We start from the raw sequence: 15396 nt of genomic DNA on the forward strand, positions 1-15396 counted from the left end.
TACCCGCGTAGGAGCGGCCCCCAGGCCGCGACGGGTTGCCGCAAGAGGTCTAGCCGGAGCGATGACTAAGGCCGCGAATCAACAGGCATGGTGCGCGTGCAGCCTGCAGGCTGAGCAAGGCGGTGCGGACATGAATTAAAGATCAAAAAAAGGGACGGGGCGAATGCCCCGTCCCTCTGGCGACCTAGGCCAGGCCCAGGATATTAATCGCCGCCGCTGGCGCCCAATTGCGCCTGGATCTTGGTCAAGTTGAAGGAGCCCGGGGTCTGGCTCGGCGGATAGTCCTTCATCGTCATCAGGAACTTCGCGGCCATCGCCTGGATCGGCACCACGACGAACGGATGGTCGAGGAACCAGTCGTTATAGGTGTTGGAGTTGTGCTGCGCCCGCTCGAATGGATCGCGGCGCAGATTGAACAATAGCGGGACGCGCAGCTCGGTGAAGGGCTCACGCCAGACCCCGAAGCCCTCGCCGCGATTTTCCAGGAAGACCACCTTCCAATCCTGGTAGCGGGCGGCGACGATTTGGCCGTCGTCATTCACATACCAGAACTCGTTGCGCGGGGACTCCTTCACCTTACCGGTAAGATAGTCGAGCTGGTTATAACCGTCGATATAGTTGCGGTAATGACGGCCATTGACATCGGTACCGGCCATCAGCCGTTCCTTGATGTCCGGCGCGCCGGCAATGGCCGCGAAGGTCGGCAGCCAGTCCTCGTGGGAGACAATCCCGTTAAGGGTCTTATTCGCCGCGAAATGGCCGGGCCAGCGCACAAAGGTCGGCACCCGGTAGGCGCCTTCCCAGTTGGAGTTCTTCTCGCTGCGGAAGGGGGTGGTACCGGCATCGGGCCAGGTGTTGTAGTGCGGACCATTGTCTGTGGAGTACATGACGATGGTATTGTTGGTGAGCCCCAGGTCGTCGAGGGTCTTGAGCAATTGACCCACATGGCCGTCGTGCTCGACCATGCCGTCGCTGTATTCATCCTGTCCGGACTTGCCGCGATTCTCCGCCTTCACATGGGTGCGGAAGTGCATGCGGGTGCCGTTCCACCAGACGAAGAAGGGCTTGTCGGCCTTGGCCTGAAGGGTAATGAACTCGATGGCGGCGGCGACGGTCTCGTCGTCGATCGTCTCCATGCGCTGCTTGGTCAGGGGGCCGGTATTCTCGATGGTCTGACCGCCCCGGCCATCGGCGATGGTGTGCAGTACGCCGCGCGGGCCGAACTTCTGGCGGAATTCCGGATTCTTCGGGTAGTCCAGGTTCTCCGGCTCCTCCTCGGCATTGAGGTGGTAGAGATTACCCAAGAACTCATCGAACCCGTGCATGGTTGGCAGGTGCTCGTCGCGGTCGCCCTGGTGGTTCTTACCGAATTGACCGGTGGCATAACCCTGGCCCTTGAGCACCGTGGCCATCGTCACATCGGTCTTCTGCCAGCCCGCCGCGGCGCCCGGCAGGCCGACCTTGGTCATCCCGGAGCGCACCGGCACTGAGCCGCTGATGAAGGCCGCGCGGCCCGCCGTGCAGCTTTGCTGCGCATAGTAATCGGTGAAGCCGAGGCCCTCGTCGGCGATCCGGTCGATATTGGGCGTCTGGTAACCCATCATGCCGCGGCTGTTGTGGCTGATATTCCAGGTGCCGATGTCATCGCCCCAGATGACCAGGATGTTGGGCTTGTCCGCCGCGCCGGCGGGGGTGACGAAGCCGAGCGCCGCGAGGGTCAGCGCCAGGATGGCCAGTGCGTGCCGGCCGCCAGGACGCCCGCGCGGGCCGCTTGGGTCGAATGGGATGGGTATCATCTTCAATATTCCTATGTTGCACCGGAATCGTCGTCACCTGAGCGTCTTGGCTCCGTACTGTCCAAGCCGTCGCGCCTGCATTCTAAATCGGGGCGGACCAGTGATATGTGAAAAAAATTAACATGACCCGTGGCGCCGGGGCCGAAAAATTGTCGCACAGTGCCTTCCTCAGACCTTGCCGATTAAGGATACTTGACAATCCAACCTGCAGATGGCCTTCATGATGATGGGTGAAGCCCGCAAGGACCGCTGGCTGGTCTTTGGCGATATCGTGTACACGAACCTAAGCAGCGAGAGGACCAAGGTACGCCGCGTCACCGGCCCGCTCGGGAACCTGTCCGCGCAGATCACCGGCACGGCCAGCACGGATCTCAGCAGTACCATCCTGACCTTCGGCGGCGGCTACGCGCTGGTCAGAATTGACCGCTGGAACATGGACCTGCTGGCGGGGGCGCGGTACATGGGCCTCGCCACCAACCTGACCCTCACCCTGCAGGAGGCGCGCGGGCGCTACCTGAGCCGCAAGGCATCCATCGACAAGGGGATCTGGGACGGCATCGTCGGCGTCAAGGGCGAGGTCCGACTGGGGGACAGCCGCTGGTTCGTGCCCTATTACGCGGACATCGGCGCCGGCACCTCCAACTGGACTTGGCAGGGCATCCTCGGCCTGGGCTATCGCTACGATTGGGGTGCGGTAACCCTGGCCTGGCGCGCGCTGGGCTACCAGTTCAGCCAGAATAACGCGAATTTGACCCAGTCCGGACCGGCGCTGGGCGTCAGTTTCCGCTGGTGACGCAATACCCGCGCCGGCCTCGATCATAACTGCGGCCACGCGGCCTCTGGTGACACCGCTCTAGAGACTGGGCAAGTATTCGCAGACACCAAACCCCGCCGCGCCTGGGAGCGCCGACATTCTGTCGGCAAGGGCGCGAAGCGCCGTTGGGTCCTCGCGAAAACAAGGCCCTTTGCGATTAGCCGCGAAACCGCGAACCGCCGCGGCGGCTGGCCGACGGAATGTCGGCGGCCGGAGCTATGATCAAGGCCTTGAATCTTTACTGAGCGGCTAATAGTGCACTCTTGCCGTTCCATGTGCGTTAGCGTACAGACCCGGCAAGCGAACCAGTGTAATTTCCCCGCATTCGTGCTTGATACGCGTGTGTACCAGCTCACAGAAAACCGATGCGCAACGTGCATGGCCTCATCGGCCATTGGACAGGCAGAATGGTTTCATAAGGATTGCGACGCAACGGCAGCACCGGAAAATTCGCTAACAGGCACGCGTCAAGTACACATCTCTCCACCTTCTTTGGGGCACTGAAAATGGCAAAAGTAGCCAATTCGACCGATTCTTCCAGCCTGGCCGAAGTCGTTGACCGCATCCTCGACAAGGGCATCGTGATTGATGTGTGGGTCAAGGTGTCTTTGGTTGGTATCGAGCTGCTGGCAATTGAAGCCCGCATAGTGATCGCCTCGGTCGAGACCTACCTGAAGTATGCCGAGGCTATCGGCCTCACCGCTCCATCTGCCGCTCCGAGGCACTAGGCATTGACCCCGGGCGGCATTTTCCCCGGCTGGGTCAGATGGCAAGCCGCGCCTAACCAATGGAGTGCGCTGCGCCGGGAACCGCGCGACCCTACGCCGGATTTGGCAACCTGATTCGAGGAGCAAACCATGTGGAGTCTTACTGAGGACATGGGGCGGCTACGCGATGAGATCGCCCGCGAGCGCATCGCCCGCCAGACCCTAATCAACGATAACCGCCAGGAAGTCACCGACGCTGCGCACGCCTTCATGCGTGAGTTTAAGGTCAGTGTGGAAACCATGCGAGTCGATCGCATTGCTTTCCTCACCCGACTTAGCGGCGCCGTTGCCGATATGCGAGTCGACATGAGCAAGCGCCAGGCCAAGCGCAAGCAAGAGGTCGCCCACCTCCTGGATGACTTCCAGCGCGCCCGGGGCGTGATGGCCATTGAGGTGCGGGCCGCTGACCAGGCGTTCGTCTCCGACATCGCCCGAACCGCCCATCAGTTACTCGGTGAGTTTGCCGGCCAACGCAGCGCCACCTGTCAGGCGTGGTACGGCCAGACATCTCAGCCGGCTGCCCTCACCTCCCAGCCCGCGCCGACCCCGAAGATGAAGGACCCGGTCGAAACCAAGCCCCAGGTGCAGGCGAAGGCTCAGGCCAAATCGACACCGAAGGACCAGCACAAGGTTGCCGCTTACAAGGAGCAGCCGATGCCGGTGGAGAAGTCGGCGATGGCCATGGCGATGGACGATGCCCAAGACGGCCTTGAGCATCCTTCCGACCAATAGGATGACCCCAGGTTGTAGGGTGCAGTGAGGAACGAACTGCACCCTACGGGAGCTATTGTGGCCGGAACAATGATAAGGCCATCACGGTGCACAGCTCAGTTCAAAGGTATCGCTGAACTGCCCGATCTCCTTATCGTGGATCACATAGACGGCCGTGTAGCGGCGCAACTCGGCCTTGCCGGGCTGGAGTAAGGGACGGTTGTCTATGAAAGGGGAGTGGTTGGCACGGCCGATGAGGACCCAACTGGCGTCCCCGTCGCGCTGGCAGTACATATTCACGCCTTCGGTCGGACCCTTGACGAATTGTTGTCCCCGGGCGGAACGAAGTCAGCGTTAGGCATGTTGGTTTCACTCCTCAAACGTTAGCTGTTGCTCGATGAATCGCCGCTGGACTCCCCTGGCTACCAGCCCCCCGCCCCAGGCGGTTCGCCGGGCGCCCCTGGAAATCAGCCCCCCGCCCCTGAAGCGTCGCCGGACGCCCCTGGACACCTGAACGCCTCCCCAGGAGAGTCGCCGGACTCCCCTGGACACTTGAACTCCTCCCCTGGAGACTGGAACTCCTCCCCCTCGGCCATCAAACTCCTGAATATCTCGCATACCACTGATTAATCTTTCTTTTTCGACATCCCCCTCAGCCGTCCGCGGGCGCCCCTGCAGACTCCGACTCCTCCCCTCGGGACTTCGCCCCCTCCCCGCGGGAACCCGCTGGTACCCCGCCGGATAGGACCCCCACCCCGGCGGACAGCGCGGTGACCCCGGAGAACTCAGCTACCACCCCGGCCGGCGTCCTGCAGTACCCAATGGTCAGTGCGACGCACTGGCCGGCGCTTTCCATGCCCCGTCTGCCGATAAATATCGTACGCTCGCGCAAGGTCTGCCAAGCCGATCAACGGGCTTACAACCCAACAAGCATCCGATCCGGATCGCTCGCCAAGATTAGCCGAACAGCCACACTGGCGCTCAGCCCCCAAACTCGGCGAGGCAAGCGGCTGTTCAAGACAGAGCAAGCCCATCGGCCAAGCTAAAGAAGACGGGCTTCGGCTTACAGGCGCCCCCAGGCACAATTTGTCCTGAAGCGTCAGCACGCGTAATCTATCGACCCGCCCTACAATTGCCCGCCCCAGCCGCTGTTTACGTTACCAAAGGATATCCATGGCCCGCTCCACCGTTCACTACGCCGACAAGGAAACCAACAACATCCTCAAGAAGCTGCACAACAAGTTGCGGCCGGCGGGGACCCCGGTGCAGCGGGTGGAATACATCATCGAATTGCTGTTGCTGCGCATCTTCGAGGTCAAGCTGGTGCAGGACCCGGACTTCGCCCCGCTGCGCGCCGCCTTTAAGGGTGACAACGAGGCCCTGCTGTTCTCCTCCCTGCTCAGCCTGCCCAACGATGAGATCCTGCCAAGTCTCAACCTCGACCTGTTTCCCTTCTATGCCGGCATATTGCGCGAGGCCCGCAAGGTCTGGCGCGGCAACCTGAGCGACAAGGTGCAGGACCAACTGGTGCTGATCGAGGAGGTCTTCAGCAACTCGAACTTCACCAACAATGTCACCAGCGGCAACATGGCCGAGATCATTGGCCTGGTGGCGGAACTGGACAGTGATCGGCTGCTCAAGACCGACCTGCTCGGCGATGCCATCGAGTCCGCCCTCTCCGAGACCGGCGGCACCAAGGACATCGGCCTGCACCGCACCCCGGATCATATCCGTGAGTTCATGGTCGGCTTGGCCGCGCCGACCTTTCAGTCCCGGCTGTTCGATCCGACCGTCGGCACCGGCGGCTTCATGTTCGACAGCTTTGAATATGTGCTGGAGGGCGTCTACCGCGAAGGTCACTGGCCAGGCCCCAAGTCCCACCCGGAACTCGCCGCCTGGTTCAAGGCCTGGTTTGAGCGTCATCCGGTCCCGGTGCCGTCCATCGAAGTCAATACGGACTTCTACCGCACCGGGGTCGGCGGTGTGGAGTATCTGGGGATGGTGCGCAAGATGGCCGCCATCAATTTCTATGTGCGCGGTCTCAACCCCGGCAATATCGTCCAGGGTGATGCGCTGGAGAAGTTCGGAACCGAGATCCCGCCCAACAGTAAGAGCATCGTGCTCGCCAACCCGCCCTTCGGCGCCCAGCGGGACAAGGAATCCTACCCCAACGTCTGGAGCGAATACCCGACCGAGAGCGAAACGACCATCCTGTTCGTCAAGCTGATGCTGGAACTGATCAAGCCCGGCGGGGTCTGCGGAGTCGTCGTCTCGGAAGGGTTCCTGACCTGGGACCAGAACAGCGCCCGCGCGCTTCGCCGGAGTCTGTTGGAAGACTGCGACCTGCAAGCCATCATCAGTCTGCCCCAGGGCGTCTTCGTCAGCAAGGGCGGCCAGGGACCCAAGACCTCCATCCTGTTCTTCGTCAAGGGCCGCCCTACCGAGCGGGTCTGGTTCTACAAGGTGACGAACGACGGCTATTCCATGGGCACCAACCGCAAGCCCATGGTTGGCTGCCAACTGGTCGAGGCGCTCGAGCTGTTCCATAGCTATGTGCGCGAGGGTCGCGAGCCGCCTGAATCGCGCCACTCATTCTGCATCCCCGCGGAGTGGATCACGACCCTGGACCCGCGGATCAAGGACCGTATCCGCGCCGAGACCCGTGCCGATATGACAATCAAGAGGGCCGAAGACAGGAACAAGCTGGAACAGAAGTGGGCCGCCCAAATCGCGGCCAAGCGGCTCACCGAAGCCGAACGACTCATACGCTTCGCTCACCACGCCGATCTGTGGGAAGCCAAGACCCAAAGCGAGATCGCCCGCAAGATCGAACGCGCGCACCTCTATTCATTCAACCTGCCGAACTATCGCAGCGGCCTGACCACGGCACAATTGGATGCCTGGCGGGCTTTCGCCGCGACGCAAGTACGCGAGACCGAGCCGGAGGACCTGCTGGAACGCCGCTATCGCGCAGTGGCTGCCGCCCCCATCGAGCGGCTGGATGAGTTGCTCTCCACTCTGGACCCGCGGCATACGCTTGAACTCGATTGGGCAAGGCAGTTTCTTGAGAATGTCTCGGCCGGGGAGTTTGAGCGCTATCCACACTTGCGGACCTTGCAAGAGATCATCGCATCGCAACAGCGTATGCCCCATTTACCTCTCAGCGAGCTATTCAGGTTACGACGCGAGGTAGTGGCCCAATCCGATTACTCCGGCGAAACCGACATTGTAGGGAAAATACGCTTCTCTGACGGCAAGTTATTCATGCGCGAGGAGCGCGCCGCCGAGACGAACCTTCAGTGGACCGAGAAAGGTGATTTGATCATTTCTAAGATAAATTTCCACCAAGGAGCAACAGCTATAAATGATGCAGGTCGGGTGTTGGCGTCCATGGATTATTTGATTTATACAGTCGACGCGGCTCAGATTTCTACGACTTTATTGGCTCGCATACTTCGCCATCCTAACTTCTTGGCGACTCTTGCGGCAAACAAACCCGGCGGAGTCAAAGGGAGATCGCAACCTGAATTTATCGAAAGCCTCACGGTGCCTTTACCAGACCTTGCTGAACAGGAAGACATGGCATTAACATTGGATCGCAATGACTCAATCGCTCAAGGGATTAGTATGGTTGAGAAGAACTGGAAACTTGACCAAACAATCTTCAGTGGACAGGAGCACCAACTCTCAGCCATAGCAGATATTGGCACAGGCTCGACGCCTTCCCGAACGAACTTGAATTATTTCGGTGGAACTGTAAATTGGATTCTAACCGCGGAGGTAAGCGAATGCGATATCGAAAAGACAACCGAAACGCTGACTGACCAGGCCATATCCGATTACCATCTACGCATCTATCCGCCGGATACCATCTTAGTTGCAATGTACGGGCAAGGAGCGACGCGAGGCAAAGCGGCTTACCTGCGTGTTCCCGCCGCGATTACCCAGAATTGCGCTGGAATCGTTATCACGCGCCCAGAGGTACTTCCGCGCTATGTCTATTACTACCTGCGCTCAATGTACGAAGAGATTCGGGGACAGGAATACAGCGGCGGCGGCGTCCCCCACTTAAACTTGTCCGTCATCGCGAATCTGCGCGTACCGATACCAAGCTTGGAAGAGCAGCAGGCAGTCATTATTGAGCTTGACCGCCAGACCAAACTGCTGGCTGACCTGCTGCAATTGAAAGCAGAGGCCGAAGCCAAATCACGCAAGATTCTAGATAGTATCTGGGAGTCCTGACCATGCCCAAGCCCACCAAGACCGGCATCTTCGACAACGAGGCATCCGCCGTCGACCTGCGAGTCTATGAGGCGTTGAAGGCACTGGGTTGGCGTTTGGGCGATACCCTACTCTATCAACCGAGCTACGCCCTGACGGAGGACGAACAGCGGGACTACCCCGGCAGCAAGTCGATCCGACCGGACTTTGTCTTACAGGACATCCAAGGCGAGGCACTGGCGGTACTCGAGGACAAGCTGGATGACCCGGCCAAGGCCCTGCCGAAGCTGCGGCTCAAATACAGCCGGGTCCTGCGGCCCCGGTTCCTCTATGCCTGCGCGGCGGACGGGGCGGGCGGGCTCAAGCTGCTGTTCTTCGACCTCGCCTGGCGCGGTGTGGACGCGGCGGAGTTTCGGCCAGTCACCGATTTCATGACCCTGGAGGCGATGAAGCTAAAGCTGGAGCAGGATCGGCAGAAGCGCCGTCAGCAGGAAATCCGCATCGATACCGCCATCGCCGGCGGCTTCGACCCGGCGGCAGGCAAAGAGCGTACGTATCAACTGGACTGCATCCGCATCCTGCTTGCCCTCTACCGCGAGGGCAAGATGAAGATGCTGGTGCACATGGCCACCGGACTCGGCAAGACCCGCACCCTGGTCGCCTTTGTCAAGGCCCTGCTGGATTATGCCCTGGCGCGGCGCATCCTGTTCGTGGTGGATCGCCGCACCCTGGCGCGTCAGGCCATCAATAAGGGCTTCAGCCTGCTCGCCCCAAACTATAACAGCCATTGGATCACCTCGGGGAGTTGGCGCACGCACGCGAACAAGAATATCCATGTGGTGGTGATCGATACCCTCGAGTTACTCTATGACCGCATCCCCAGCAACTTCTATGACCTGATCATCGTCGATGAATGCCATCGGTCCATTACGGTGAACCGCAATCTGGTGTTCGACCATTTTGTCTGTCCGCGGGTCGGCCTAACCGCCACCCCGCGCATCGCGGTCCCGCCCAAGGGTGCGACCATCGACGACGCCGACCTGGCGGTCAATGACACCTATTGCCTGTTCGGCTGCGCATCCGGCGAACCTGATTACTGCTTCGATCTCGCGCAGGGCATCAGCGAGGGTTTTCTGGCGCCCTACGGCAAGGAGGAGCACATCACGGCCTTGACCCAGGAGGCAATGGATGCCGGGGTGCTCTATGACCATCTATTGGACCCCGACACCCGGGCGCGCATCGAGATCGGCAACCCGGAGCGGATCGAACTGGAGCGGCTCAATAAGCGCATCCTGAGCGACGAGCAGGCCAAGCGGTGGGCGGAGATCCTGCGCCAGGAGACGGACTACGGCGAGAAGGTACTGCTGTTCGCGGCCAGTCAGGCCCATAGCCTGATGCTGGTCAAGGCGATCAATGCCGTCTTCAACTCCACCGACGACAGCCCGCGCTACGCGGAGGCGGTCATCTCCGACAACGACGACATCAACGAGTCACTCAAGGACTGGTTCGAGCGGCCCTATTCCAACCCGCGGATCGTGGTGTCGGTAGACATCATGAGTACGGGTGTCGATGTCCCTTGCCTGCGCTATGTGGCCTTCGGCGCACTGACTAAGTCGATCGCCAAGTATCTGCAAATGCTCGGACGCGGCACCCGACTCGACCCCAAGACCGGGAAGTTCAGCTTCCAGATCCTGGATTTCGTCGGGCTTTGCAAACGCATGGATGACAACGGTAAAGGGACACCGAAGCTAAACGAGAAGGTCGTGAAGAATGGCGCCAATGGCGGTGGTAATGGCGGTGGAGGCGGCGCCCGGGTGGATGGGATTCTGGACAACCCGGACCCGGCCAGCCTGATTCAACGCACGCTGATGACCGAGGAGGGCCTGAAGATCGTCGACAACATCCCGGTGGCACAGGCGCGGGAGTTGTTCGAGAACGGTGTCAAATTGACCATGGACCCGCGTATTGCACTGTTGCGGCGTAAGGCATGGGAGGACAAGGACTATCAGCCGACCGAGGAGGAGCTGGCCCTGGTGATGGCCTGGGCCGCTGCACCGGACGTCATCCTGAGCGAGGAGCAGTTACAGCGGATCTATGATTACCCCGCCGGTTCGGTCTGGGACTTCTTCCTGGCGGTGCTCGGGGTGCGCAAGATCCCAACCACCCGCGAGCGCATCGAATCGGGTTTCGAGAGCTATCTGACGATCTATAACTTTACGGATGCGCAGGCTAAGGCACTGCACAAGATCAAGGATGCATTCATCGCCAACCTCTCATCCCAAGGCCGGGTCGATCTGGATGCCATCTTCGCCAACCCAATCTATGCCCGACTGATCGGCAGCTTCGAGGACATCAATCGCCAATTCGACGGGCGACTGCGGGAGGTCGTCGCGGAGATCCAGGGAAATCTGAAGAAGGTCGCGTAGCGCCTTGGGCTAGTCATGCAATTCCGGGCAATTCCGGAGACAGTTTACTCAATCGAGACTGGTCTCAAGCTGAATGAAGTCTACTGCCCCCGGAACCGCATTGCCGAGCCGCACCGGCCCCTTATCCCCGGCCTCAGTTTGGCTTAGCGTTCATGAACTGATCCATGGCCTTGTCAATGCTGACGCTGCCCGGCTTCTGGCGCGGCGGGAATTCCTGGAGGGTTTTCTGGAACTGGCCGACGTATTCTTGGGCTGGAACCAGCACGAAGAGATGAGTGGCCCCTCAGCTACCTCGGCCGTGAAGTAGGAATGGGGGCCCGCTCCTGGAGTCAGGCGTCACCCGGCGCCGCCCCAGGACTGACCCGCCGGCGGGTCAGACCCAGACCCTGCCGGTCGTCTTGCTGGGCCGTCGCCTGATCCTGCGCGTCGAGGACCGAGTGCTGCACCGCAAGGTTCAGGTGTTGCAGATACCGGCGCACCGCCTGCTGCCGGTCGGCCTCGGTCAGCGAGCCCTCCAGACCGAGCAGGGCGGCACGCAGCCGGCGCATGACCTGAACCGAATCGGCACCGTAGTGGCGGATCTCGTCGAAGGCCAGCGTCAGATAGTCCTCCCAGGTGGGCGTCGGAAAGAGGACCCGCAACGCACCGCCCCCATCGGTTAGGCAGCCGGCATCGAGCGCCCGCCGGCCCAGGCGGATCAGCAGGTCCTCGATCTGATCGATCGCCTGGACCGCCGTGGTGGGGTCGTTGATGGCGGGGGACAGGGCCTTGATCGCAATGTCCACCAGCAGCCGCAGCGGGTATTTCGGGTCCTGCTCGAAGGTACGTTGCCGCGCCAGCCGGATCGCTTGCCGCAGTTGAGGCTCCGCCAGGGGGCGGCAGCCGCCATGCACCCGCAGCAGCAGGGTGTCTTCGACCAGCGTATCGCCCACGGCGCATTCCAGTACGATCACGGCCTGCGCCGTCTCGGCCTGCCGCACCAGGGCGTCGAGCTCGAAGGACGCGATGCTCCGCGGCTCGCCCGAATAACGCAGGGTCTGCGTCACCTGGCGCCGACGCGCCTCCTCCATCAGCGACTGACAGGACTCGGGGAGCGCACCGGCCGGCGAATCGAGTCGCGGGAACATGGCACGAATGACGGCCCGTCCGCGCCGGCCGATCGAATCGAGCACCGTGCCAATCTCCAGGCTATTGAGCCGCTGCACCAGCCGGGCAAAGGAGATCATACTCAGGAGCAATAGTGCGGTGACCGCCAACACCGAAAACAGGGGTACCCGACCGTTACCGCCCCGATCGGTCCAGGCCAGGGCGGCGATCGCATACATGAAGGTGGCAATGAATAGCCCGAGGGCATGAAATAGCATCGGGTCGCGGCTGAGCAAGGTGACCAGCCGCGGGGAATAGGCGAGCGCGCTGAATTGCACCATGACGAAGGCGAGTGCGAAGACGACGCCGGTCAGCGCCATCATGCCCGAGGCGATGGCGGAGAGCGCCGCCTGCGCGGATGCGACCGCCATCCCGTGACTGTAGGCGCCCAGGAAGGCGTGCTCCAGGCGCGGGAGCGTCAAGCCGCAGATCGCGGCCACTGCGGCATACAGCAATGGAATCAGCCACAGCGGCGTTCGTATCTCATTCATATTCACGGTTCACCATTGTCACCCTGAGCAAGAGTGGCCGGGCTCGAATACATTTCGGGATAGAATGGCCGAAATTAACTCCCGCCTGGGCTCTTTTCCCGGCTCGTGCCCTCGGCTACCCCAGCATCAGTGGGACGAAGGCTAACACAGATCGGTACTGAGCGGTCCCCCCGACGGGTTATGTGCCTATTAGACCTCCCCTGTTGTTTTTCTTGGCGAGCTTGGCGCCTTGGTGTGAGCAATTGCCGGACTTAGGTGAATCCCGGTCCCGCGGGTTGCCGTCTGAAGCGCGGCGCAGCGGATGCTGCGGGGCAGGTCGGTTGACAGTGCCGCCCACCGGGGGCTAGCGTTGCGGCGCCACCATCGGGCGTTTCGCGGGCGGCGCGCGGGTGTCGGTCCCACCCTTCGAGGCGGCAACGATCAGTCTGGATGACCTGTGGGCACCGACGCAGCGGCCCGGTGGGGGGCGGTCGGTGACATAACGATGGGGCTCCTCAGCTGAATTATTTGCGTTAGGACTTGCCATGCCCGACACCGCGATCCTGTGGTTGCGGCGCGACCTGCGCCTCGACGACAACCCGGCCCTGGTGCAAGCCATGGCAGAGAATGAGCGGGTACTGCCGCTCTATATCCATGCGCCTGCCGAAGAGGCCCCCTGGCCCCCCGGGGCGGCTACGCGCTGGTGGATCGATGGGAGCCTCAAGGCATTGGATCGGGCGCTGCGCGAGCGCGGCAGCCGGCTGCGGATCGCCACGGGTGAGAGCCTGGCGGTGCTGGAGCGGATCGCACAGCGCACCGGCGCCACCCGCGTCTATTGGAGCCGTCTCTACGACCCCGCCACCCGCGCCCGGGATACCCACATCAAGCTGGCACTGCGCGCCCGGGGGCTGCGCTGCGAGAGCTTCAACGCACTGCTGCTGCACGAACCCTGGGAGCCGCTGACCGGCGCCGGCGGCCCCTACCGGGTCTTCAGCGCCTATTGGCGCAAGGCCATACTCGAACTGGATCAGCTCACACCACTGCCGGTGCCGATCCAGTGGCGTCGCCCCCCGGACCTGGACGACCCGGAGTCGGCCGCCATCAGCGTCGACACCTTGGACCTCTTGCCCCGCATCCACTGGGACCAGGGGCTGGCCGGGCGCTGGCAGCCGGGCGAGACCGCGGCCCTGGCGCAGGCCCGGCGCTTCATCGACGGCGCCCTCGCGGGCTACGCGCAGGGCCGTGACCTCCCCGCCGAGCCCGGCACCTCCAGCCTCTCGCCCCACCTGCACTTTGGCGAGATCGGCCCGCGGCGGCTGCTGGCCCTCATCCGGGAACGGCACGGGTCGCTCGCGGCACCGGCCGCCGAGGTGTTCGTGCGCGAGCTCGGCTGGCGCGAGTTCGCCCATCACCTGCTCTATCACTTCCCGCACACCACCGCGGAGCCGCTGGACCCGCGCTTCGCCCGCTTCCCCTGGCACACCGTGGACGCCGCCGCCCGGCTCACCGCCTGGCAACAGGGCCGCACCGGCGTGCCGCTGGTCGACGCGGGGATGCGCGAGCTCTGGCGCACCGGCTGGATGCACAACCGGGTGCGGATGGTGGTCGCCTCCTATCTCACCAAGAACCTGCTCCTGCCCTGGCAGGCCGGTGTCCAGTGGTTCTGGGACACCCTGGTCGACGCCGATCTCCCCGCCAACACCCTGGGTTGGCAATGGACCGCCGGCTGCGGGGCCGATGCCGCACCCTATTTCCGCGTGTTCAACCCGGTCCGCCAGGGCGAACGTTTCGACCTCCAGGGCGACTATGTCCGCCACTGGTGCCCGGAACTCGCGCGGCTGCCGGAGCGCTTCATCCACCAGCCCTGGGCCGCCCCCGCCGCCGTCCTGCACGCCGCCGGCGTGACCCTGGGGGACGATTACCCGCACCCCCTGGTCGACCTCGCCCGCTCGCGGTTGGAGGCACTGGCGGCGTTCGAGACCATCAAGGCGGCGTGAGCCCCTAATCGGACACCACCTTCACCACGCCATCCGGGGACGCACTGACGCCTTGGATCGCGCGCTGCGCCCGCTCGTCGTGGCGCAGTGCCGCCCGCAGCCACCGCCCGATCCAATCATCCACAGCGGCATTCGCCTGAACTTGCGTGAGGGTCGGCGCACCGGGGTCCGGCCGCGCGCCCGGCGGATTGTTTTCGTCGCAAATGCCGTAGTGATTGGCCCCCGCGATCTCGATCAGGGCGCGTGGTCGCTCCAGTGCCGCATAGGCCGGCGCCGCCTTCTCCGGCAGGGCGACACGATCCTGGCTGCCCTGCAGGAGCGCCACCGCAACGCCCGCCGTATCCACGTCGGTGACGGTTCCATTGGTCCCGAAAAGGCTGGCACCATAGGTCGCGGCAGCACGCAGCGCCGCCGGCCGCGTGTAGTGGAGGCTGGGATCGGTGCAGATACCCGGCGCGCAGACACCGCCGATCGCATAGAGACCCACGGAACCGCCGAGCGAATGGCCGATCAACCCCATGGTCGCGGTGTCGATGAGCCCATACAGCGGTGACTGCGCAGCCGCATCGGCAGCCACCACGGCCGCGTAGACATCGGTCACGACACCGACCTCCGAGAACAGCACCGGGCTCGGAAAAGATGGAACGGTCCGAAAGTGGTTAGGGATCACCACCACGAACCCTTGCCGGGCAATCGCATTGCCCAGCTGTTGGTAATGCGACTTGTCGACCATGGCACCCTGCAGCACCGCGACCACGGGAAACCTGTTCTCGGAAACCCGCTGCTCTGCCGCGGCGATACCCGGCAGATAGACGTCGGCCAAGTCGCCGCTGGGCAAGGTGAGCGCAACGCTGCGCACGGGAAAGAGGACGTCGCCGGGCGCGGCCGACTGGCTCGGGGACGACGGGTCCGCCGCGGCATCGGCGACCGCACAAGCGACAGCAAACAACGCCAGCGCCCCGACCAGGCCGGCAACCGGACGCGGCCCACCGCGCCAAACAGTCAAGTGAGTGAAATAGAAAGCACGCATAGCCTACTCCCAGATGAG

At 62.7% G+C, this 15396-nt stretch carries 10 protein-coding genes; 6 read left to right on the forward strand and 4 right to left on the reverse strand.

Annotated elements, in window-relative coordinates:
- Window positions 1–203 precede the first annotated feature (203 nt).
- A complete protein-coding gene (locus tag QZY44_RS17080) occupies window positions 204–1796 on the reverse strand; it encodes an arylsulfatase (protein ID WP_295448784.1) in 1593 nt (530 codons plus the stop codon).
- 220 nt (window positions 1797–2016) lie between these two features.
- Here QZY44_RS17080 and QZY44_RS17085 point away from each other — a divergent pair, with 220 nt between their 5' ends.
- From QZY44_RS17085 to QZY44_RS17095, 3 genes are all read left to right on the forward strand, one after another.
- On the forward strand, window positions 2017–2589 hold the full coding sequence (locus QZY44_RS17085; protein ID WP_295448787.1) for a hypothetical protein: 573 nt from the start codon (window positions 2017–2019) through the stop codon (window positions 2587–2589).
- Between the two features lie 527 nt (window positions 2590–3116).
- Entirely contained in the window at window positions 3117–3338 is a 222-nt protein-coding gene (gene gvpA / locus QZY44_RS17090; protein ID WP_295448790.1) for a gas vesicle structural protein GvpA, read from the forward strand.
- Between the two features lie 129 nt (window positions 3339–3467).
- Complete coding sequence (locus QZY44_RS17095) at window positions 3468–4109, forward strand: hypothetical protein (protein WP_295448793.1); 642 nt, start codon at window positions 3468–3470, stop codon at window positions 4107–4109.
- 81 nt (window positions 4110–4190) lie between these two features.
- Here the strand turns inward: QZY44_RS17095 and QZY44_RS17100 are convergent, their stop codons facing one another.
- On the reverse strand, window positions 4191–4388 hold the full coding sequence (locus tag QZY44_RS17100) for a hypothetical protein (protein WP_295448796.1): 198 nt from the start codon (window positions 4386–4388) through the stop codon (window positions 4191–4193).
- Window positions 4389–5261: 873 nt separating this feature from the next.
- On the opposite strand from QZY44_RS17100, the gene QZY44_RS17105 reads away from it, so the two are divergent.
- Entirely contained in the window at window positions 5262–8330 is a 3069-nt protein-coding gene (locus QZY44_RS17105; protein ID WP_295448800.1) for an N-6 DNA methylase, read from the forward strand.
- Between the two features lie 2 nt (window positions 8331–8332).
- The gene (locus QZY44_RS17110) at window positions 8333–10735 is read left to right on the forward strand and encodes a DEAD/DEAH box helicase family protein (protein ID WP_295448803.1); all 2403 of its coding nucleotides are present in this window, start codon (window positions 8333–8335) and stop codon (window positions 10733–10735) included.
- Between the two features lie 329 nt (window positions 10736–11064).
- On the opposite strand, the gene QZY44_RS17115 is transcribed toward QZY44_RS17110, so the two are convergent.
- Entirely contained in the window at window positions 11065–12372 is a 1308-nt protein-coding gene (locus QZY44_RS17115) for a DUF2254 domain-containing protein (protein ID WP_295448806.1), read from the reverse strand.
- Window positions 12373–12896: 524 nt separating this feature from the next.
- Here QZY44_RS17115 and QZY44_RS17120 point away from each other — a divergent pair.
- Window positions 12897–14348: a deoxyribodipyrimidine photo-lyase gene (locus QZY44_RS17120; RefSeq protein ID WP_295448809.1), complete on the forward strand. Its 1452-nt coding sequence runs from the start codon at window positions 12897–12899 to the stop codon at window positions 14346–14348.
- A gap of 4 nt (window positions 14349–14352) precedes the next feature.
- Here QZY44_RS17120 and QZY44_RS17125 read toward each other — a convergent pair whose 3' ends face one another.
- Entirely contained in the window at window positions 14353–15378 is a 1026-nt protein-coding gene (locus QZY44_RS17125) for a hypothetical protein (RefSeq protein ID WP_295448812.1), read from the reverse strand.
- Window positions 15379–15396 lie beyond the last annotated feature (18 nt).

This window comes from uncultured Thiodictyon sp. (genome assembly GCA_903837595.1).
In the GTDB taxonomy this organism is placed as follows: Bacteria; Pseudomonadota; Gammaproteobacteria; order Chromatiales; family Chromatiaceae; genus Thiodictyon.